General features: G+C 40.5%; 14 protein-coding genes. 11 read left to right on the forward strand and 3 right to left on the reverse strand.

From position 1 onward, the window contains the following. Positions 1–5: 5 nt before the first annotated feature. The gene (gltB, locus tag CWB78_RS17155; RefSeq protein ID WP_138596669.1) at positions 6–4,463 is read right to left on the reverse strand and encodes a glutamate synthase large subunit; all 4,458 of its coding nucleotides are present in this window, start codon (positions 4,461–4,463) and stop codon (positions 6–8) included. Positions 4,464–5,185: 722 nt separating this feature from the next. On the opposite strand from gltB, the gene CWB78_RS17160 reads away from it, so the two are divergent. From CWB78_RS17160 to CWB78_RS17185, 6 genes are all read left to right on the forward strand, one after another. Then, a complete protein-coding gene (locus CWB78_RS17160) occupies positions 5,186–6,442 on the forward strand; it encodes an efflux RND transporter periplasmic adaptor subunit (protein ID WP_138596671.1) in 1,257 nt (418 codons plus the stop codon). Positions 6,443–6,477: 35 nt separating this feature from the next. Then, positions 6,478–7,188: an ABC transporter ATP-binding protein gene (locus CWB78_RS17165; RefSeq protein ID WP_010388610.1), complete on the forward strand. Its 711-nt coding sequence runs from the start codon at positions 6,478–6,480 to the stop codon at positions 7,186–7,188. Positions 7,189–7,191: 3 nt separating this feature from the next. Next, positions 7,192–8,505: an ABC transporter permease gene (locus tag CWB78_RS17170; RefSeq protein WP_010388609.1), complete on the forward strand. Its 1,314-nt coding sequence runs from the start codon at positions 7,192–7,194 to the stop codon at positions 8,503–8,505. Positions 8,506–8,515: 10 nt separating this feature from the next. Next, positions 8,516–9,724: an ABC transporter permease gene (locus CWB78_RS17175; RefSeq protein WP_138596673.1), complete on the forward strand. Its 1,209-nt coding sequence runs from the start codon at positions 8,516–8,518 to the stop codon at positions 9,722–9,724. A gap of 85 nt (positions 9,725–9,809) precedes the next feature. Then, positions 9,810–11,138 carry a sigma-54-dependent transcriptional regulator gene (locus CWB78_RS17180; RefSeq protein WP_055012937.1) on the forward strand — a complete coding sequence of 443 codons (1,329 nt, stop codon included), beginning with the start codon at positions 9,810–9,812 and terminating at the stop codon, positions 11,136–11,138. Next, entirely contained in the window at positions 11,138–12,442 is a 1,305-nt protein-coding gene (locus tag CWB78_RS17185; protein WP_138596675.1) for a sensor histidine kinase, read from the forward strand. The genes CWB78_RS17180 and CWB78_RS17185 overlap by 1 nt, the downstream gene beginning before the upstream one ends. A gap of 199 nt (positions 12,443–12,641) precedes the next feature. Here the strand turns inward: CWB78_RS17185 and CWB78_RS17190 are convergent, their stop codons facing one another. Beyond that, positions 12,642–12,980 (reverse strand): Grx4 family monothiol glutaredoxin, encoded by a 339-nt coding sequence (locus tag CWB78_RS17190; RefSeq protein WP_024602947.1) that lies wholly within the window; start codon positions 12,978–12,980, stop codon positions 12,642–12,644. Between the two features lie 264 nt (positions 12,981–13,244). Here CWB78_RS17190 and CWB78_RS17195 point away from each other — a divergent pair, with 264 nt between their 5' ends. The 5 genes from CWB78_RS17195 (at position 13,245) to CWB78_RS19000 (ending at position 19,157) form a co-directional block, all read left to right on the forward strand. Then, complete coding sequence (locus CWB78_RS17195; protein WP_010388603.1) at positions 13,245–13,826, forward strand: superoxide dismutase; 582 nt, start codon at positions 13,245–13,247, stop codon at positions 13,824–13,826. 208 nt (positions 13,827–14,034) lie between these two features. After that, positions 14,035–15,957, forward strand: a complete 1,923-nt coding sequence (locus CWB78_RS17200; RefSeq protein WP_010388602.1) for a PrkA family serine protein kinase — start codon at positions 14,035–14,037, stop codon at positions 15,955–15,957. A gap of 31 nt (positions 15,958–15,988) precedes the next feature. Next, positions 15,989–17,272, forward strand: a complete 1,284-nt coding sequence (locus CWB78_RS17205; RefSeq protein WP_138596677.1) for a YeaH/YhbH family protein — start codon at positions 15,989–15,991, stop codon at positions 17,270–17,272. 18 nt (positions 17,273–17,290) lie between these two features. Beyond that, positions 17,291–18,805, forward strand: a complete 1,515-nt coding sequence (locus CWB78_RS17210; protein WP_075169069.1) for a SpoVR family protein — start codon at positions 17,291–17,293, stop codon at positions 18,803–18,805. Between the two features lie 238 nt (positions 18,806–19,043). After that, positions 19,044–19,157, forward strand: coding sequence for a hypothetical protein (locus tag CWB78_RS19000; protein WP_249930473.1), 114 nt, complete (start codon positions 19,044–19,046; stop codon positions 19,155–19,157). Positions 19,158–19,166: 9 nt separating this feature from the next. On the opposite strand, the gene CWB78_RS17220 is transcribed toward CWB78_RS19000, so the two are convergent. Beyond that, a complete protein-coding gene (locus tag CWB78_RS17220; RefSeq protein ID WP_138596679.1) occupies positions 19,167–20,138 on the reverse strand; it encodes a sensor domain-containing diguanylate cyclase in 972 nt (323 codons plus the stop codon). Position 20,139: the final 1 nt, after the last annotated feature.

Consider the following 20,139-nt stretch of genomic DNA (forward strand, 5'->3'; position numbering starts at 1 on the left):
CCCCCTTATTGCGCTTGAACACGTAGTTCGGCGCTACTGCGAGCGCGATGCCCGAGTAAACTTTTTACGTCACTTGATTTAGGTTTTACTAATTTGAACATCGGTAAATAAAGTTCAAAGTTAGCTAAAATAGTTTCTGCTCTGCATGAGCCTGTTAGCTCTAAATGGTCAGCAATTAAGCCGCGTAAATGCTCTTGATGTGAACTCAAATCATCTAAAGTAACCACTTCAACCAACTCTGGGTTAATGCGTTTCTCAAAATCACCTCGTTCATCTAAAATATAAGCAAAACCACCGGTCATACCTGCACCAAAGTTAACTCCTACATTACCAAGTACACATACCACGCCACCGGTCATATATTCACAACCATTATCACCAACACCTTCAACAACAGCTTGCACACCCGAATTACGCACAGCAAAACGCTCACCAGCACATCCGGCTGCAAACAATTTACCGCCAGTGGCACCATATAAACAGGTATTACCTACGATGGTTGCTTTGTGACTTTCAAATGACGAACCCAGTGGTGGGCGAACGACTAGCTTACCGCCAGCCATCCCTTTACCAACGTAATCGTTGGCATCACCAACTAAAGTCATTTCAAGGCCGCCAGCATTCCATACCCCGAATGACTGGCCAGCTGTACCATGAAGTTCAATCACCACTGGATCTGCTGCCATACCTTGATTACCGTGCTTATCAGCAATATAACCAGAAAGCATTGCGCCAACCGATCTATCGGTATTACATATACGACTCACTAATGAAATGCCGCTTGAATTATCAATTGCCTCTTTTGCCTTGCCTAGCAAGCTCTCATTTAACTCACCTAAATAGTGCGAGCTATTTGGTGCACTGCAAAACAGTGTTTCACCCGTTGGGTTGTTCGGCTGAGCGATAACCGCTGATAAATCTATTTTTTGCTGTTTGGCTGTTTTGCCTTCAATGGCTTCGAGTAAATCTAAGCGACCAATCAAATCGGTTAGGTTTGCAACACCTAAACTTGCCATAATTTCACGCGCTTCTTGAGCTATAAACTTAAAGTAGTTCATCGCCATTTCTGGTAAGCCGTGATAATGCTTTTGGCGCAGTGTATCGTCTTGGGTTGCCACACCAGTAGCACAGTTATTTAAGTGACAAATTCGTAAGTATTTACAGCCTAACGCCACCATGGGTCCGGTACCAAAACCAAAACTTTCAGCGCCTAAAATGGCTGCTTTGATGATATCAAGCCCGGTTTTTAACCCACCATCTGTTTGCAGGCGAATACGATGACGAAGGCCATTTTCGACAAGTGCTTGTTGCGTTTCTGCAAGGCCAAGCTCCCATGGGCTGCCAGCATATTTAACCGAGGTTAAGGGACTTGCACCTGTGCCACCATCGTAGCCTGAGATAGTAATTAAATCGGCATACGCTTTTGCAACACCGGTTGCAATTGTTCCTACGCCCGGTTCAGATACCAGTTTTACTGAAATCAGTGCATTCGGGTTTACTTGCTTTAAATCAAAAATAAGCTGAGCTAAATCTTCAATAGAGTAAATATCATGATGCGGTGGCGGTGAAATTAGTGTCACGCCTGGTACCGAGTAACGAAGCTTGGCAATATAGGGCGTTACTTTTTCACCTGGTAACTGCCCGCCTTCGCCCGGCTTAGCGCCTTGAGCCACTTTTATTTGAATGACATCCGCACTGCGTAAATAATGAGGTGTTACACCAAATCGACCAGAGGCCACTTGTTTGATCCGTGAATTTTTTTCTGTACCGTAACGAAGTTTATCTTCGCCACCTTCGCCAGAATTTGAGCAACCACCTAAACGGTTCATAGCAATGGCTAGTGCTTCATGCGCCTCTGGTGATAATGCACCAATACTCATCGCTGCAGAATCAAAACGTTTATAAAGCTCAGTGGCAGGCTCTACCTCATCAATGCTTATACCCTTTTCTGGCAGTTTTAAAGCCAACATATCGCGCAAAGTCGCGACTGGACGGTGATTAACTAGCTTTGCGTATTCGCTGTAATCACTATACTCGCCGCTACGTACTGCTTTTTGTAACGTTTGAATCACATCAGGGTTGTAAGCATGATACTCGCCGCCGTGAACGTATTTAAATAAACCGCCATGGCTTAATAATTTACGTTTACTAAGCGCCAGTTTATGCAAGCTTTGCTGATCGTCATCGAAGTCGCTAAAACACGCCCCTTTTATGCGACTTGCAACGCCTTTAAAACACATCTCAACAATCGCGTCCGATAAGCCAACCGCTTCAAACAACATCGAACAACGATATGAAGCCACGGTGCTAATACCCATTTTCGACATGATTTTGTACAAGCCTTTATTAATTGCTTGACGATAAGCCAGTGTCACTTCGCAGTATGACTTATTAATTACCTTGCTATCGCTCATGGCCACAAGTGACTCATACGCTAAATACGGGTAGATTGCGGTTGCACCGAAGCCAAGTAGAACAGCAAATTGATGCGCGTCACGAACGCTACCGGTTTCAATAATGATGTTAGACTCACAGCGTAAGTTATTATCTACCAAGCGTTTTTGTACCGCACCCACCGCCATAGCTGCAGGAATAGGTAATTGATTGTCATCAAAGTTACGATCCGTTAATACCAGCATAATGCAGCCTGATGCTGCTTTTTCTTGTGCTTCATCACAAACACGCTTAACGGCGTTTTCAAGTCCTTCTTCTATGGTGTAAGTAATGTCAATTTTACAGTAACTGTAGTGTGCTTCATCGGCATTGAGTAGCTGCTGCATGTCAGCATACATTAAAATAGGGGTATCAAATTGCAGGCGTTTAGCATGCCCTGTAGTTTCATTAAATACGTTTTGTTCACTGCCAATACACGTTGCCAACGACATTACATGGTTTTCACGTAACGGATCGATTGGCGGATTAGTCACTTGGGCAAACTTCTGGCGGAAATAATCGTAAAGTGAACGATGCCCTTCGCTTAGGACGGCAAACGGCGTATCGTCACCCATTGAACCGGTAGCTTCTTGACCATTTTCACCCATAACACGAATAACACTGTCTAGCTCTTCATTAGTATAGCCAAACATCTTTTGATATTTGGCTAGAGTTGCATCATCGAATGAGCGATTACCTGCAACTTGCTCAGTCAGTGCTTCAAAAGGTGTTAAGCGTTTAACGTTTTCTTCTAACCACGATTTATAAGGGTGGCGTGATTTTAAGTCTTGGTCAATTTCATCTGAATGCCAAATTTTTCCGAGTTTGGTATCAATAACCAGTAGCTCGCCTGGGCCAACACGTCCTTTTTCTACCACCTCGTCAGCTGTGTAATCCCAAATTCCCACCTCAGAAGCTAAAGTAATAAAACCATCTTGAGTAATAATATAACGCGCTGGACGCAAACCATTACGGTCTAGGTTACAGGCTGCAAAGCGCCCATCAGACATAACAATGCCTGCAGGGCCATCCCACGGTTCCATATGCATAGAATTAAAATCATAGAACGCACGTAAGTCGTCATCCATAGCTCGATTTTTTTGCCATGCTGGCGGCACTAGCATGCGCATCGCACGGAATAAATCCATACCACCAGCTAAAAATAGCTCCAGCATATTATCGAGGCTAGATGAGTCAGACCCTGTCTCATTAACAAACGGCGCTGCGCTTTGTAAATCAGGAATAAGTGGCGAAGCAAATTTATAAGAACGGGCACGTGCCCATTGGCGATTACCTTCAATAGTATTAATTTCACCATTGTGCGCTAAATAACGAAATGGTTGCGCTAAAGGCCAGCGAGGCTGTGTGTTTGTAGAGAAGCGTTGATGAAAAACACAAATAGCACTAGTCATGCGAATATCCGCAAGATCAAGATAAAAATTAGGCAAGTCAGCAGGCATCATTAAGCCTTTATATATTGTGACTAGCCCAGATAAGCTCGCAATATAAAATGATTCATCGTCCATTAGACGCTTTTCTGCACGACGACGTGCAACATACAAGCGGCGTTCTAAATCTTTAGAACGCCAACCTTCTGGCGCACTAATAAAAATTTGTTCAAAACCTGGCAATTGTTTTAGAGCAATAGGTCCTAACATTGATGGATCAGTTGGAACCACACGCCAGCCCAAAATATTTAGCGTTTCTTTTTCTAGTTCTTCGCTTAAAACATCTTTGGCTGCTTGTGCTAGTACCGGATCAGCATTGAGGAAGATCATCCCAACGGCGTAATTTTTACCTAAATGCCAATTATTCTCGGCAGCAATAGCCCGAAAGAAGCTGTCTGGTTTTTGTAATAACAAGCCACAACCATCACCCGTTTTACCATCAGCAGAAATACCACCGCGGTGCTGCATGCGATCTAAACCGGTGATCGCCGTACGAATGAGTCGGTGACTCGCTTGGTTATTAACTTGGGCTATTAAGCCAAAGCCACAATTATCTTTTTCTAGTTTTGAGTCATATAACATGGACCCCTCCCCTTGCTGCGCTGTTAACGTGGATGAACGGCTCGACGATTTGCTAACAGACGAACAAAATTAGCGTTATTCCACCCTTGAGTCAATATTTTTATGAATACATATTCATTATATTGAATATATTTCAACTTAATTAAAAATCATAAAATAATGCCACCCATTAACATTTGCATAGATATCGAATCGAAAAATAGATTGACACCGGTGTTATTTTTAAAAACTTGTAAACAAAAAGCATGCGTAACTAGCAGTTTACGTAAACGTAAGGTGAGCTAAAAATGAATAACTATTCATTAGGGGCTATTTCCTCTTTTGTGCTGTATTAGTAATTCATCTGAACACGACATTTAATTACAGCGGCTTCTATTAGCGCATAGTTTATTCAATAGATTTAAACGCTCCCCTCATGTTATGCATTAATTAACAACTTGCTTTGCTTTACGTTGAGGTAACCTCATCCCATAGACAAATCAAAAAAGTGCCCGCAGCGGACACTTTTTATGTCCGCGGACATGTAAAACAAAAAGGGTAAAGTTAAAAATCAAATAAATTCAATAAGATAAAAAATGGCATGCTATTCGAATACAGCATAACTATATAAATTTTGAGGATGTTCGAATGTTTACTATTGGCTTATTTTTAATTTCACCAATTATTCTGTTTATTGCCTCGCTAATGATTACTGTGTTTGAAAAACACTAAGAGAATGAATAATGATTAAAGACACTAGCGGGCAAGACACGCAAATCTCACGACCTATAAATTTTAAAAAATACATCAGGCTGTTTATATTTATTGTGGGCCTAGTTGCTCTATGTGTATATGCACTATTAAATGCTGATCAAGAAGGTACTATCTCGGTTGATAGAGTAAGCCTACAAATAGCCACGGTGGTGCGCCAATCGCTAATACGCGATGTTGCAGCCAGCGGTAAAATTGTGGCCGCCAGAGCACCAAAAGTTTACAGCCCTGAACTAGGCTTTGTTTCATTGAAGGTTAATGCTGGTGACTCAGTAAAACTGCATGATGTAATAGCCATGGTTGATAGTCCTGAGCTCACAAACGAATTAAAGCAGCAACAGTCTGTTTTAGCTCGTCTTGAGGGCGAGCTACAACGTAAACACCTTGAGGCACGCCGCCAATCATTAAGCTTAAATAAAGCACTTGATCTAGCACAAGTAGAGTTAAACGCTGCCGATAGAGAAAATCGCAGAGCGGCCTTATCAATGCAAAAAAATGTGATCAGTCAAATTGATCACGAAAAAGCCATTGATGAGCTTGCCCGTGCAAAACTCTCTTATAAACATGCAGAGCAAGAAGTTGAATTGTCCAAAGATACACTTGCTTTTGAACTACAGGCCGCTAAACGAGATGTCACTCGTCAACAACTGATTGTCGATGATCTACTTCGTAAAGTTAATAACTTAACAATTAAAGCCACTGTGTCAGGGATTGTAGGTAACTTACTAGTTCAACAAAGAGAAGCGGTAACACAAAGCCAACCATTAATGACTTTAGTTGATTTGAGTAATTTTGAAGCAGAGCTACAAGTCCCTGAAAGTTATGCAAATGAGCTTGGTTTAGGTATGGACGTAGAGATAACAATGGGCGCTAGCAAAGTGATGGGCGCCCTCTCTGCCATTTCACCAGAAGTAAATAATAGAGAAGTCACAACGCGTGTACGTTTTGACAAAGACATGACGGGTATCAGACAAAACCAACGATTAACAGCACGTATTTTATTAGAAAATCGTGACGATGTTTTACAAGTTAAGCGTGGGGCATTTTTACAACAAGGCGGTACACAGGTTTATAAAATTACCGGTGATACAGCTCAGCTCATTGATATTTCAATTGGTGCAACAAGTATTAATGCGGTTGAGTTAATCTCAGGGGTTCAAGCTGGCGATGAATTGATTATCTCAAGCTATAACAGTTTCAAACACACACACACATTATTACTTCGCTAACAATCGCGTAGAACCAAACAACAAAAGGAAAAAGCATGTTAAAGATGAATAATATAAGTAAAGTATATCAAACAGAAATGGTTCAAACCCATGCATTACGTGATTTTAATCTACACGTTGATGAAGGCGAATTTATTGCTGTTACAGGCCCTAGCGGATCAGGAAAAACGACCTTTTTAAATATAGCTGGAATGTTAGAACCCTTCTCTGCAGGTGAATATTTACTTGATGGAATTGATGTAGGTAAGTTAAACGATAACCAGCGCGCAGATTGTCGAAATCAAAAAATAGGCTTTATCTTCCAAGGGTTCAATTTAATACCTGACTTAAACTTATATGAAAATATTGAAGTACCGCTACGTTATAGAGGTATTAAAGCCGCAGAGCGTAAACGTCGCATTGAAAAATGTTTAGAACAAGTTGGTCTTGCCTCTCGGGCAAAACATTTGCCACAGCAACTCTCTGGCGGACAGCAACAACGAGTAGCCATAGCACGCGCGCTTGCTGGCGAGCCACGATTTTTACTTGCCGATGAACCAACCGGTAATCTCGACAGCCTTATGGCTCGTCAAGTAATGGAGCTGCTTGAACAAATCAATCGCGATGGCGCGACCATCATTATGGTGACCCATGATCCTGAGCTTGCTCGCAGAGCGCCAAGAAACATTCAGGTGGTCGATGGACAACTTGCCGACTTTACGCTGTATCAAGGCGCACAAAACCTTAAAAATGTTGCAGGAGCGTAAGCCATGCTATTACATTACCTCGATTTAAGTTGGCGTAGCTTTAAGCGCACTCCTCTGGTGAGTTTCTTAATGGTGCTGGCGATTGCCATTGGGATTGGTGTAACCATGACCAGTTTAAGCGTTTATCATATGATGTCAGCAGATCCGATCCCGCATAAAAGCAGTCAATTGTATAACGTACAATTACAAACCATGGATGAAGGTCACACGTGGTGGACGGGTGACGATATCCCCATGCAATTGACTTATCAAGATGCCGTAAATTTACATAATGCGCCTACTCCAGATAAAAAAGTGGCCATGATGCGCACTGGCTTCTCGGTGTATTTAGACTCAGATAAAGTTAAGCCGTTTACTGGTGAAGCACGCATGACCACACCCGATTTTTTTAGCATGTTTGATGTGCCATTTATTTATGGCGGTGTGTGGAGTGTACAACAAGAGCAATCTGCAGCCCCTGTTTTGGTGATTTCAAAAGAGCTGAACGATAAGTTGTTTGCGGGTGAAAACTCCATCGGCAAACTAGTCTATTTGGATGACGATAGCTACCAAATTGTCGGTGTTATTGATGACTGGCCCCTCAACCTTAAATATTACGATTTAAATAACGGCGCTTTTGATAAAATAGCAGACCTATTTTTACCCTTTAGTTTAATTAAAGCAAAAGAGCTCACCAGCTGGGGCAATAGCAATGGCTGGAAACATGAAAATATAAATACCTATGCCGATAGATTGCAATCGGAAATAGTGTGGATCCAATTTTGGGCTCAGCTTGATACACCAGAGCAAAAAACCGCTTACGGTGATTACCTCACCTCTTACATTGAAGAGCAAAAAAAACGTGGCCGCTTCACGCGAGAGAAACCTGAATATAGCCTACGTGATGTAAACCAATGGATGGAATACAACAATGTCGTTAGTGAAGATAACAAAATACTGGTTAGTTTAAGCTTTATGTTTTTAGCGGTGTGTTTAGCTAATATTTTAGGATTATTACTAGCAAAGTTTTTACGCCGTGCTCCAGAAGTCGGCGTGCGTCGAGCACTCGGGGCAAGTAAGCGACAAGTCTTTCTACAGCATTTAGTAGAAGTAGCCATGCTTGGTTTTATCGGCGGGTTGCTCGGTATTGTACTTGCACAAATTGGCCTTCTCGGGGTAAGGCAAAGTTACGAATATTACAAAAACATAGCCACGATGGATTTAGCCATGTTATTAAGTGCCCCAGTTATCGCAATAACTACTTGCATTATTGCTGGGCTTTACCCTGCTTGGCTAGTGTGTAAAACCAACCCTGCCATTTACCTTAAGAGCCAATGAGGAGCTAATCATGTTAGAAATAAAACCAATATTTCATGCCCTTTGCCGCTCAAAGGTAGGCGCAATATTACTTTTAATTCAAATTGCAATTACGACAGCCATTGTCAGCAATGCGGCGTTTATCATTCAAGATAGAATCGCTTTTTTAAACCAAGAAACCGGCTATCCAGAGCAAGACTTGTTTAAGTTCAATGTGATGACCTTTGGGAAAGACGTTGATGCTAGCCAGCAGTTTGAACTAGATGAAGCCATGTTAAGAGCCCTACCAGGGGTTGAGAGTGCAGCGCAAAGTAGCAGTATTCCGTTATCTGGTAGTGGCAGCGCTTCCGGCTTTAATTTAAAACCTGCACCACAAGAAAGCAAAAATGTGCGCACTGCTTACTTTTTTATTGATGAGCACGGCCTAGACACATATGGCGTAAAATTAATTGCTGGGCGTAATTTTACTGAGGCTGAAGTACTCATTACAAATTCACCGACAGATAGAACAACTAATGTCACTATAGTTACTGAGGCGTTAGCCAATGAGCTTTTCCCTGAGGGCAATGGCCTAGGAAAAACCATTTATTTTGGTGACTTACCCCTACAAATTATTGGGATCACAGCGCCAATGAAAGGCCCTTGGCTAAAAGATAGTCACCCCAATAATGTCGCGCTTATTCCGTATATTCAAGGCAAAACTTACGCACAATTTGCTGTAAGAACAAAGCCAGGACAACGCGCAGCTGTAATGAAACAAATCGAAAATGCGATGCTAAATAATTATAGCAAGCGGGTGATCAACAATATTAAAGGTCTTGATGAACTTAAAGATCAATATATGGCTGCAGATAAACTTATGATGCGTATGTTAATTGTGCTCATAACCATACTGGTATTGGTAACCGCACTGGGCATTTTTGGTTTGACGCTATTTAATATAAACAAACGTACCAAGCAAATTGGAACCCGTCGTGCTTTAGGCGCTCGTAAATCTGCAATTGTTAATTATTTTTTAGTTGAAAATGCGCTTATTTGCATTGCTGGCTTATTTTTAGGTGCTATTTCAGCACTTTTACTCGGTCAGTTATTAATGCAACATTTTTCAATAGCGGCATTACCATCAAGTTATATTGCTGTCACGGCAGTCATGGTGTTTACAATGAGTCTTTTGGCTGTATTTGGCCCAGCTAAACGCGCGGCAAATATTTCGCCGAGTATCGCAACCCGAACCATATAGCACAGCTCCCAACCTATGCTACACTGGCTAAACGCGGTGTAGCATTTTCAATATTTAAATAATAATAAACAGCGATTAAATTAACATGGAAAAAATACTTATCGTTGATGATAATCCTGCAATTTTAGATGCCTTGTCATTATTGCTAGAGATTCACGACTATAAAGTGGTTACTGCAAATAGCCCATTTGAAGCTATTCAAATTGTGCAATACCAGCGTATTGCACTTGTACTTCAAGATATGAACTTTAGTAACGACACAACTTCAGGAGAAGAGGGAAAGTTACTCTTTTATCAACTCAGAGAGCTAAATCCCTATCTGCCCATTATTCTGATCACTGCATGGACTGAGCTTGAAACAGCCGTTGAACTTGTCAAAGCCGGTGCGGCTGATTATTTACCAAAACCATGGGATGATGCCAAGCTTCTTACCTGTGTTAATAACCTAATTGAACTAGGAAAGACAAAAAAACAAAATCAAACCTTATTGCGCCACCAGCAAGAGCGTGAGGCATCTATAGAAAATGCTAATTTAGTAGGTTTAATTTATCGCAGTACGGCCATGGAGCAATTAGTTAAAATGGCATTACAAGTCGCCAAATCTGATGTCTCTGTATTAATAACAGGCCCAAATGGCAGTGGTAAAGAGCGCATAGCACAAATTATTCAAGCAAACTCACCTCGCCAAAATGCTGCGTTTATTACGGTCAATGCAGGTGCCCTTCCCCATCAACTAATAGAAGCAGAATTATTTGGTGCAGAAGCAGGTGCTTTTACAGGGATCACAAAACAAAGGATTGGTCGATTTGAAGCGGCTGATGGTGGCACATTATTTTTAGATGAAATAGGTAATCTCCCTTTATCAGGACAAATGAAGCTCCTACGGATTTTACAAACGGGAGAATTCGAGCGCTTAGGTTCAACCCAGACCCGAAAAGTTAATGTCCGTGTAATATCAGCGACCAATGAAAACCTAACAGATGCAATCAGCAAAGGGCTGTTTAGAGAAGACTTATACTACCGCTTAAATGTAATTGAACTTAACCTGCCAAGTCTTAATCAGCGACCGGATGACATACTTCCTCTTATTCGTCATTTTTTAGTAGAACGTGAGCTGGACTTACAATGCGAAAACCTACTTTTAGCCCATTCATGGCCCGGTAATGTTCGTGAACTTGAAAATGCATGTAAACGTGTCAGTGTGCTCAAACCCAGCGGTGAGATAAGCATCGACGACTTTGGTTTAACTCCTATTACGCCTCAAACACACACTCAAAAAGTAGAGCCTAACAAACAACAAATTGAGGATGCCATGCGTTTACATAAAGGGGTGATTGCCAAAGTAGCACGTGAGTTTGGCCTCAGCCGACAAGCACTCTACCGTCGTCTTGATAAGTTTGAGATTGCCTACTGATGAAAGAATCAAGATACCGCTTCTCTTTAACTTCTAAAGTGATTTTAGTATGTGTATTTTCCTCTGTGATCCCTGTTTTTATCTGTTGTTGGCTGCTGGGTGTTGACGCTATAAAAACAACAGTAAGTGTTATTTTCACAGCCACGCTAAGTAGCTTATTGGCTCATCGACTCAGCGGTAAACTGGTCCAAGGTATTACTTCATTAGAAACTGGCTTATTAAATTTTAAAGATGGGGAACTATCGACTTTACTGGCCTATAACCATAATGATGAATTAGGTCATTTGTGCCAGCTTTACAACAAAACTGCAAAGCAATTAAGACAAGAAAAACAATGGGTTTACCAACGAGAGTTGATGCTTGATAAGGTATTACAAAACGCCCCTCAAGCTGTATTATTGGTAAATGACAATGATTTTATTGTTTATAGTAACCATAGTGCGAGAGATTTTTTTAATGCAAGTACAGCCCTAGAAGGCGAAAAAATATCACCATTATTGTCTAAAGCCCCACAGCAAATAATTAATGCCGTTAATAAAGGCGTAGATGGTTTATTTATTCTCGATAAAGCAGAACAAGAACCGCAAACATGGCATCTTTCAATGGGTCGCTTATTGCTTAACAACCAACACCACAGGTTGTTTGTATTTAAACAATTGACCCGCGAATTGAGCCGCCAAGAAGTTGAAGTTTGGAAAAAGGTTATTAGGATCATTAGCCATGAACTCAATAACTCACTAGGTCCTATGTCATCCATGTTACATAGTGCACAGCTGTTAACGAAGAAAGTGGATGAACCTCGTTTACAACGCGTTTTCACTACCATTGAAGAGCGAATAAAGCATTTAAACGAGTTTGTTCAAGGCTATGGAAAGTTTGCTAAACTACCACCACCTAAAATAACAATGGTTGATTGGCATTCATTACTCGATCAATTACAAAGCCAATGGCAATTTAATTTCGACCTTCAAAAAGATATCATCACACGAGCCGATCAAACCCAAATAGAACAATTGCTCATTAACCTGTTGAAAAACGCACATGAATCAGAGTCGCTAGCAGAGCATATTAGTTTAAAAATAACACAAGATAACCTCGGCACTCATATTAATGTGAGCGATCAAGGAAAAGGCATGAGTGAAACGGTTATGGCCAGTGCTCTCATCCCTTTTTATTCTACCAAGGCAGCTGGAAGTGGATTAGGGTTGGCACTGTGTCGAGAAATTGTTGAAGCCCATCATGGGCAAATTAGCCTGCATAATCGTGAAATCGGCGGGATCAGTGTTTTTGTAAGTTTACCCTGATAACTGCTTATTTAAGAATGAAAACTTGCTCAATTTAGGGGCGATTCAATCGCGCTCTGAAGTTTGCGGCTTTGTAAGCTACGTAAAAAACGAGTAAAGCTGCCTTCTCACTCCTTACTTTTAGCGTATAAGCAACAAGAGTAAATAATTTATAGACATAAAAAAAGCTGCAAATTGCAGCTTTTTTTTACCTAAACGCTTATTCAGCGTCTGCAGGTTTATGCTTTGCAGCTGTTTCTGCGATCAGTGGTTGTAATTCACCACGTTGAAACATTTCAATGATAATGTCACAGCCACCAATTAACTCACCTTCAACCCAAAGTTGTGGGAAAGTAGGCCAGTTAGCATACGCAGGAAGCTCTGCACGAATGTCTGGATTAAGTAAAATATCTACATAAGCAAACGGTTCACCACACGACATTAACGCTTGTGATGCTTGTGAAGAAAAACCACAATTAGGCAGTTTTGGTGATCCTTTCATGTATAAGATGATTGGGTTTTCAGCAATTTGCTGTTTAATTTTATCGATGGTTTCCATTTACAACCTCAAAATGACGATAGCGAACACATTAGGCCTTGAAAAAGTTTCACTGTGGCCTCAGATATATAGATTAAAATAGGCAATTAAAGCCTCAATCTTAAATAGCTTTAGCAAGAGCATTGCTGTTTGCTAAAACTTGAGTAAAATACTCAACAATTATAGTAACACTATATTCCTGTTTGGTATAGATAAGTGCCCTGTTTGCGCAGGCATTACGTATTACTAAATAGACTATCAACCAAAAGAAGATGGAGATAAAAAATGGCATTTGAACTACCGTCACTACCGTATGCAATTGATGCACTTGAGCCACATATTTCACAAGAAACGCTAGAGTTTCACCATGGTAAACACCACAACACTTATGTGACTAAACTTAACGGTTTAATCCCAGGCACTGAGTTTGAAGGTAAGTCACTTGAAGAAATCGTATGTTCTTCAGAAGGCGGTGTATTTAATAACGCTGCTCAAATCTGGAACCACACTTTCTACTGGAACAGCCTATCTCCAAATGGCGGTGGCGCTCCAACAGGTGCAATTGCTGATGCAATTAACGCCAAATGGGGCTCATTTGACGCATTTAAAGACGCGTTAAATGATAAAGCAGTAAATAACTTTGGTTCAAGCTGGACTTGGTTAGTTAAACTGGCTGATGGTTCACTAGACATCGTTAATACATCTAACGCTGCTACACCACTAACAGATGCAGGTGTTACTCCAATCCTAACAGTGGATTTATGGGAACACGCATACTACATTGATTACCGTAACGTGCGTCCAGATTACCTTAAAGGTTTCTGGTCACTAGTTAACTGGGAATTCGCGAACGCTAACTTCGCATAATTAGTTTAATACTAGTTTTAAAAAGACGCTTAGGCGTCTTTTTTTATGCCTACAATTTGCATTAATTGCGTTTATACGTAGGTTGTTTTATAAAAGCCCATCTTGATCATTTTTCATATAAATTTTTAATTTTATTGCACAAAAAATGAAATTCGTGACTAGACTTTAGATAGTGAATACATCTTCAAAGTAGGTTTCGGAGGTCATTATGACTATTTTTGATCACTACCAAGCACGTTATGAATCAACACAAGAAGAAGAGTACAGTGTTGCTGAATTCCTCGAAATTTGTAAAACCGATAAGTCTGCTTATGCCAGTGCACCTGAAAGGTTACTGATGGCCATTGGCGAGCCTAAAATGGTAGATACTGCTACCGATACTCGCCTAAGTCGCTTATTTTCAAATCGTGTTGTTGCACGTTACCCAGCATTTGCTGACTTTTATGGCATGGAAGACGCTATTGAACAAATTGTGTCTTATCTAAAACATGCAGCACAAGGCTTAGAGGAGTGTAAACAAGTACTTTATTTACTCGGCCCTGTGGGTGGTGGTAAGTCATCAATTGCCGAAAAATTAAAGTATTTAATGCAACAAGTGCCTATCTACTCCATTAAAGGCTCACCAGTTAATGACCATCCGCTGGCATTATTTGACCCCATTGAAGATGCAAACCTGCTCGAAAAAGAATATGGAATTAAGTCTCGCTACCTTAAAACAGTGATGTCGCCATGGGCCGCAAAACGCTTACAAGAATTTAATGGTGATATTAGCCAATTTAGAGTGGTTAAACGCTTCCCATCAATTTTAAATCAAGTAGCGATTGCTAAAACAGAGCCCGGCGATGAAAACAACCAAGATATTTCGGCTCTTGTAGGTAAAGTAGATATCCGCCAGCTTGAACACTTTGCGCAAAATGATCCTGATGCGTACGCTTATTCAGGCGCATTATGTTTAGCTAACCAAGGCTTAATGGAGTTTGTGGAAATGTTCAAAGCACCGATAAAAGTGCTACACCCGCTTTTAACAGCCACACAAGAAGGCAACTATAACGGCACAGAAGGCATAAGCGCCCTGCCATTTAACGGCATGATACTCGCCCACTCCAACGAGTCAGAATGGCAAACCTTTAAAAACAATAAAAACAACGAAGCTTTTTTAGACCGTGTTTATATTGTTAAAGTCCCATATTGCTTAAGAGTGACCGAGGAGATTAAAATTTACGATAAGCTGATTGAACACAGTGAGCTTTATAATGCTCCATGTGCGCCAGGAACACTTAAAATTTTAGCTCAATTTACCACTCTCTCGCGCTTAAAAGAGCCAGAAAACTCTAGCATTTACTCTAAAATGCGGGTCTACGATGGTGAAACACTCAAAGATACCGATCCAAAAGCTAAGTCATACCAAGAATATCGTGATTACGCTGGTGTCGATGAGGGCATGAACGGTCTTTCAACTCGTTTTGCGTTTAAAATTTTATCTCGCGTATTCAACTTTGATACCACCGAAGTGGCCGCCAACCCAGTACATTTGTTTTATGTACTTGAGCAACAAATTGAACGAGAACAATTTAGCGCTGAGGTTGAAGAGCGTTATTTAAGCTTTTTAAAAGGCTATTTAATTCCACAATATGTTGAGTTTATAGGTAAAGAGCTACAAACCGCCTATCTAGAATCGTACTCGGAATACGGACAAAATATTTTTGACCGCTACGTTATTTATGCTGATTTTTGGATTCAAGATCAAGAATATCGCGACCCTGATACAGGGCAATTGTTTGACCGTGATGCGCTCAATGCTGAGCTAGAAAAAATTGAGAAACCGGCAGGTATTTCAAATCCTAAAGATTTCAGAAATGAAATTGTTAACTTTGTACTACGTGCTCGCGCTCACAATAATGGCAAGAATCCGCTATGGACGAGTTATGAGAAACTACGCACTGTTATTGAGAAAAAAATGTTCTCAAACACCGAAGACTTACTCCCTGTCATTTCATTCAATGCTAAAACATCGGCTGAGGATCAGCAAAAGCATGAGGACTTTGTTAACCGTATGGTTGAAAAAGGCTACACGCAAAAACAAGTGCGCTTGCTATCTGAGTGGTATTTACGGGTTAGAAAATCGCAATAACCTTCATAATTGCAGTTTTTAGGAGGTCATTATGGCGCATTTTATCGACAGGCGTTTAAATGGCAAAAACAAAAGCACAGTTAACCGCCAGCGTTTTATTAGGCGTTATAAAAAGCAGATAAAAGAAGCGGTGTCTGATGCGATAAATAAACGCAGCGTCACCGACTCTAGCTCTGGGGAGAGTATATCTATTCCACAGCGTGATATTAGTGAACCTACTTTTCATCAAGGTAGAGGCGGTAATAGAGAGCAAATACATCCAGGGAACGATCAGTTCTCTACTGGTGATAAAATTGAGCGACCTAGAGGTGGACAAGGCGGTGGCGCGGGCGAAGGTGAAGCGAGTGATTCTGGCGAAGGCCAAGATGATTTTGTTTTCTCAATTTCTAAAGACGAATATCTTGATTTGTTATTTGAAGATTTAGAACTCCCTAATTTACAAGAAAATCAGCTCGATAAGCTCGTACAAATGAAAACCCATCGCGCTGGGTTTTGCAGCGACGGTATGCCCAGTAATATTGACGTAGTGCGTTCATTACAAGGCTCTTTAGCTCGTAGAATTGCAATGACCGCAGGAAAAAAGCGCCGCCTTAGTGAACTTGAGGGGCAATTAGCACTACTGCTTGAACAACCACACTGCGACAAAGCCGCTGTGACATTGTTGCAACAAGAAATCGACATTCTAAAGCAACAAATTAAATCGGTACCCTTTATTGATAACTACGATTTGCGTTTTCGTAACTATAATAAACAACCACACCCAACCAGCAAAGCAGTAATGTTTTGTATTATGGATGTATCCGGTTCAATGGATCAAGCCACCAAAGACATGGCAAAACGCTTTTATATTTTGCTTTATCAGTTTTTAACTCGCAGCTATAAAGACATTGAGGTTGTGTATATTCGTCATCATACTCAAGCTAAAGAAGTTGATGAACAAGAGTTTTTTTACTCCCAAGAAACGGGCGGTACTATCGTTTCAAGTGCGCTTAAGCTAATGAATGAAATAATAGCAGAGCGCTATAATGCTGATGAATGGAATATATACGCAGCACAAGCCTCTGATGGTGATAACTGGGCAGATGATACCCCGCAATGTGGGCATATTTTACGTAACAAACTGTTACATGCAGTACGATACTTTGCCTATATAGAAATTACTACCCGCGCCCACCAAAGTCTATGGCGCGAGTACCAAAGCATAAGCCAAACTCACAGTAATTTTGCCATCCAACATATTCAAGGTGTTGAAGACATTTACCCTATATTTAGGGAGCTATTTAAAAAAGGCCGTCAACAGCAAGGGGCTGCATAGCCAAAGCGAGGTAGCAATATGAATAACGAGCGAATCAGTGATGGGCCCGATTGGACCTTTGAGTTACTTCAGCAATATCAAGATGAAATTGCACGTGTTGCTGAGCATTATAAACTAGACACATACCCTAACCAAATTGAAGTGATCACTGCTGAGCAAATGATGGATGCTTACTCCAGTGTAGGCATGCCTATTGGCTATACTCACTGGTCTTACGGTAAAAAGTTTATCCAAACAGAACAAAATTATAAACGAGGTCAAATGGGCCTTGCATATGAAATTGTGATTAACTCCAATCCATGTATAGCTTATTTAATGGAAGAAAATACGCTGCCGATGCAGGCATTGGTTATGGCACATGCGTGTTACGGGCATAACTCTTTTTTTAAGGGGAATTATTTATTTAAAACATGGACTGATGCCGGTTCTATTATTGACTATTTATTGTTTGCTAAAAACTATATTAGCCGCTGTGAAGAGAAATACGGTATATCTGAAGTAGAAAGCATACTCGACTCTTGCCATGCGTTAATGAGTTATGGTGTTGACAGGTATAAACGTCCGCAGCGTATTTCGTTATTTGAAGAACAAAAACGCCAGCAAGAACGGGCTGAGTACTTACAATCACAAGTTAATGAACTATGGCGTACCATTCCCTCTCAGCAGCAAGAATCAAAAAAAAGTGAGCGTCACTTTCCGCAAGAGCCACAGGAAAACATTCTGTATTTTATTGAAAAAAATGCTCCTTTACTTGAGCCATGGCAACGAGAAATCGTACGTATTGTGCGAAAAATATCGCAGTACTTTTATCCGCAAAAACAAACACAGGTTATGAATGAAGGTTGGGCCACTTTTTGGCACTACACTATTTTGAACCACTTATATGATGAGGGAAAACTAACCGACTCATTTATGTTAGAGTTTTTACAAAGCCATACAAATGTTGTATATCAACCCCCTTATAATAGCGATTATTACTCAGGTATTAACCCCTATGCGCTGGGTTTTAATATGATGGTAGATATACGCCGAATTTGTGAAAACCCGACAGAAGAAGATAAACGCTGGTTTCCTGAACATGCTGGTAGTGACTGGCTTGAAACTCTTCACTTTGCAATGCAAAACTTTAAAGATGAAAGTTTTATTAGCCAATTTTTATCGCCAAAACTGATCAGAGACTTTAAATTGTTCACTATAGTAGACCATGCTAACAACCCACATTTAGAAATAGGCGCTATTCATGACGATAATGGCTACAAAGCGGTTAGAGAGGCACTTTCTGCACAATATAACCTTAGTAATCATGAACCTAACATACAAGTTTACGATGTAGACTTGCGTGGCGATCGCTCATTAACCCTGCGATATATCCCTCACAACGCCATTCCACTGGCCAACTCCCATGAGGAGGTATTAAAACACCTTTACAGACTATGGGGCTTTAAGGTAAAACTGGAACAGGAGTCAAATTCTGGTGATATTTCAACCATTGGTCAATGCCCAAGCGATGACTCACGCCATACAACAGAGTAAAAATATGCATAGCGAACCAATTGTGAGTTTTATGCAGGTTATACTGTCTATATTTCTCCAATATTAAGAGATTTAGGCTTGGTTTTTTCTAAGGAGCAACTCGTTAATGCGTTTGAGAAACGACCACAATCGCAGCAGGCCCTTATAAATGATAATAACTTACACGATAAGCTTCATATTAAAGCGGGGCTACCCGAGCAGGTGATCTTGCTTAGCGGCTAAGCTTAATGCTGATTTAGTGATTATAGGCTCTGTAGGAAATATCGGGATTAAAGCTAAGTTCATTGGTAATACCGCAGAAAAAATAATACGTTTACTCAAAACTGATTTACTTATTTTACCTCCCAATTAAAAATGATGCTTACGCATCATTTTTTATATCAGCATATACCGACACTTTATTTCGACCGGTTTCTTTTGAATGATAAAGTGCTTTATCGGCAGCTTCAATCCAACGCTCATGATCTTTAAACTCGTTGTCAAAGCAGGCAATACCCACACTAATGGCCATATGCATAGTGTGCTCTTTGTATTTCGCTGGTGAGGTTTCGATTAATTGGCGTAAGCGCTCAGCAAATACGATAGCCCCTTGTTTATCGGTATCTAATAAAGTAACAACAAACTCTTCACCGCCGTATCGCCCAGCAATATCAGTTTCACGCAATGCAGTTTTAAGTAAACTCGCTATATGACGAAGTGCTTCATCTCCAGCACTATGACCAAAGTCATCGTTTACCTTTTTAAAGTGATCAATATCAAAAATTAATAACGAGCAGCAACCTTCACTGCGCTTAGTACGTAAAAATTCTTGATGTAACAAATACTCCCAATGTCCTCGGTTTGCAAGCTGGGTAAGGCTGTCAGTTTGGCTTACTTGCTCTAATTTTTTGTTTAACTCTTCAAGCTCTTTTTTGTTAACTGCAATATCCGTTACATCGTAGATAATAATACAAATATGCTCTACTTCCCCTCGTACATTCGTAAGTGGAATAAACGTGGCGTTTTGATACATATAATCCGCTTTACCTGTAATCGGTCGATAATTTTTAAAACGAAAAATATACGGCTGCTGTTCCCAAATAGTAAATGAGCGATTTTTTAATACAAACACTGACTCAGCTTTACTTCTAAACCATTTTTCATCTATGGCTGGAAATAGATCAAACAAGTCTTTATCTTTTACTGCACTCGGTAACAGCCCAGAATGGTTTTCCATAAAGCCATTCCAAACGCATACCTTGTAGTCTCTATCTAGCACCACAAGGCCTACATCAACAGTATTAAACATGTCCATTAACCAATGGATTTCATTTAAATCTAAATCAGCTGGCATA

The sequence above is a fragment of the Pseudoalteromonas sp. S1612 genome, assembly GCF_005887175.1.
Taxonomy (GTDB): Bacteria; Pseudomonadota; Gammaproteobacteria; order Enterobacterales; family Alteromonadaceae; genus Pseudoalteromonas; species Pseudoalteromonas undina.

Excerpts from the sequence above, each read along its gene's own strand:
- CWB78_RS17220 (WP_138596679.1), bottom strand. The coding sequence starts at position 20,138 with ATGCCAGCTGATTTAGATTTAAATGAAATCCATTGGTTAATGGACATG.
- gltB (WP_138596669.1), bottom strand. The coding sequence starts at position 4,463 with ATGTTATATGACTCAAAACTAGAAAAAGATAATTGTGGCTTTGGCTTA.
- CWB78_RS17200 (WP_010388602.1), top strand. The coding sequence starts at position 14,035 with ATGACTATTTTTGATCACTACCAAGCACGTTATGAATCAACACAAGAA.
- CWB78_RS17180 (WP_055012937.1), top strand. The coding sequence starts at position 9,810 with ATGGAAAAAATACTTATCGTTGATGATAATCCTGCAATTTTAGATGCC.
- CWB78_RS17175 (WP_138596673.1), top strand. The coding sequence starts at position 8,516 with ATGTTAGAAATAAAACCAATATTTCATGCCCTTTGCCGCTCAAAGGTA.
- CWB78_RS17185 (WP_138596675.1), top strand. The coding sequence starts at position 11,138 with ATGAAAGAATCAAGATACCGCTTCTCTTTAACTTCTAAAGTGATTTTA.
- CWB78_RS17160 (WP_138596671.1), top strand. The coding sequence starts at position 5,186 with ATGATTAAAGACACTAGCGGGCAAGACACGCAAATCTCACGACCTATA.
- CWB78_RS17210 (WP_075169069.1), top strand. The coding sequence starts at position 17,291 with ATGAATAACGAGCGAATCAGTGATGGGCCCGATTGGACCTTTGAGTTA.
- CWB78_RS17205 (WP_138596677.1), top strand. The coding sequence starts at position 15,989 with ATGGCGCATTTTATCGACAGGCGTTTAAATGGCAAAAACAAAAGCACA.
- CWB78_RS17195 (WP_010388603.1), top strand. The coding sequence starts at position 13,245 with ATGGCATTTGAACTACCGTCACTACCGTATGCAATTGATGCACTTGAG.
- CWB78_RS17190 (WP_024602947.1), bottom strand. The coding sequence starts at position 12,980 with ATGGAAACCATCGATAAAATTAAACAGCAAATTGCTGAAAACCCAATC.
- CWB78_RS17170 (WP_010388609.1), top strand. The coding sequence starts at position 7,192 with ATGCTATTACATTACCTCGATTTAAGTTGGCGTAGCTTTAAGCGCACT.
- CWB78_RS17165 (WP_010388610.1), top strand. The coding sequence starts at position 6,478 with ATGTTAAAGATGAATAATATAAGTAAAGTATATCAAACAGAAATGGTT.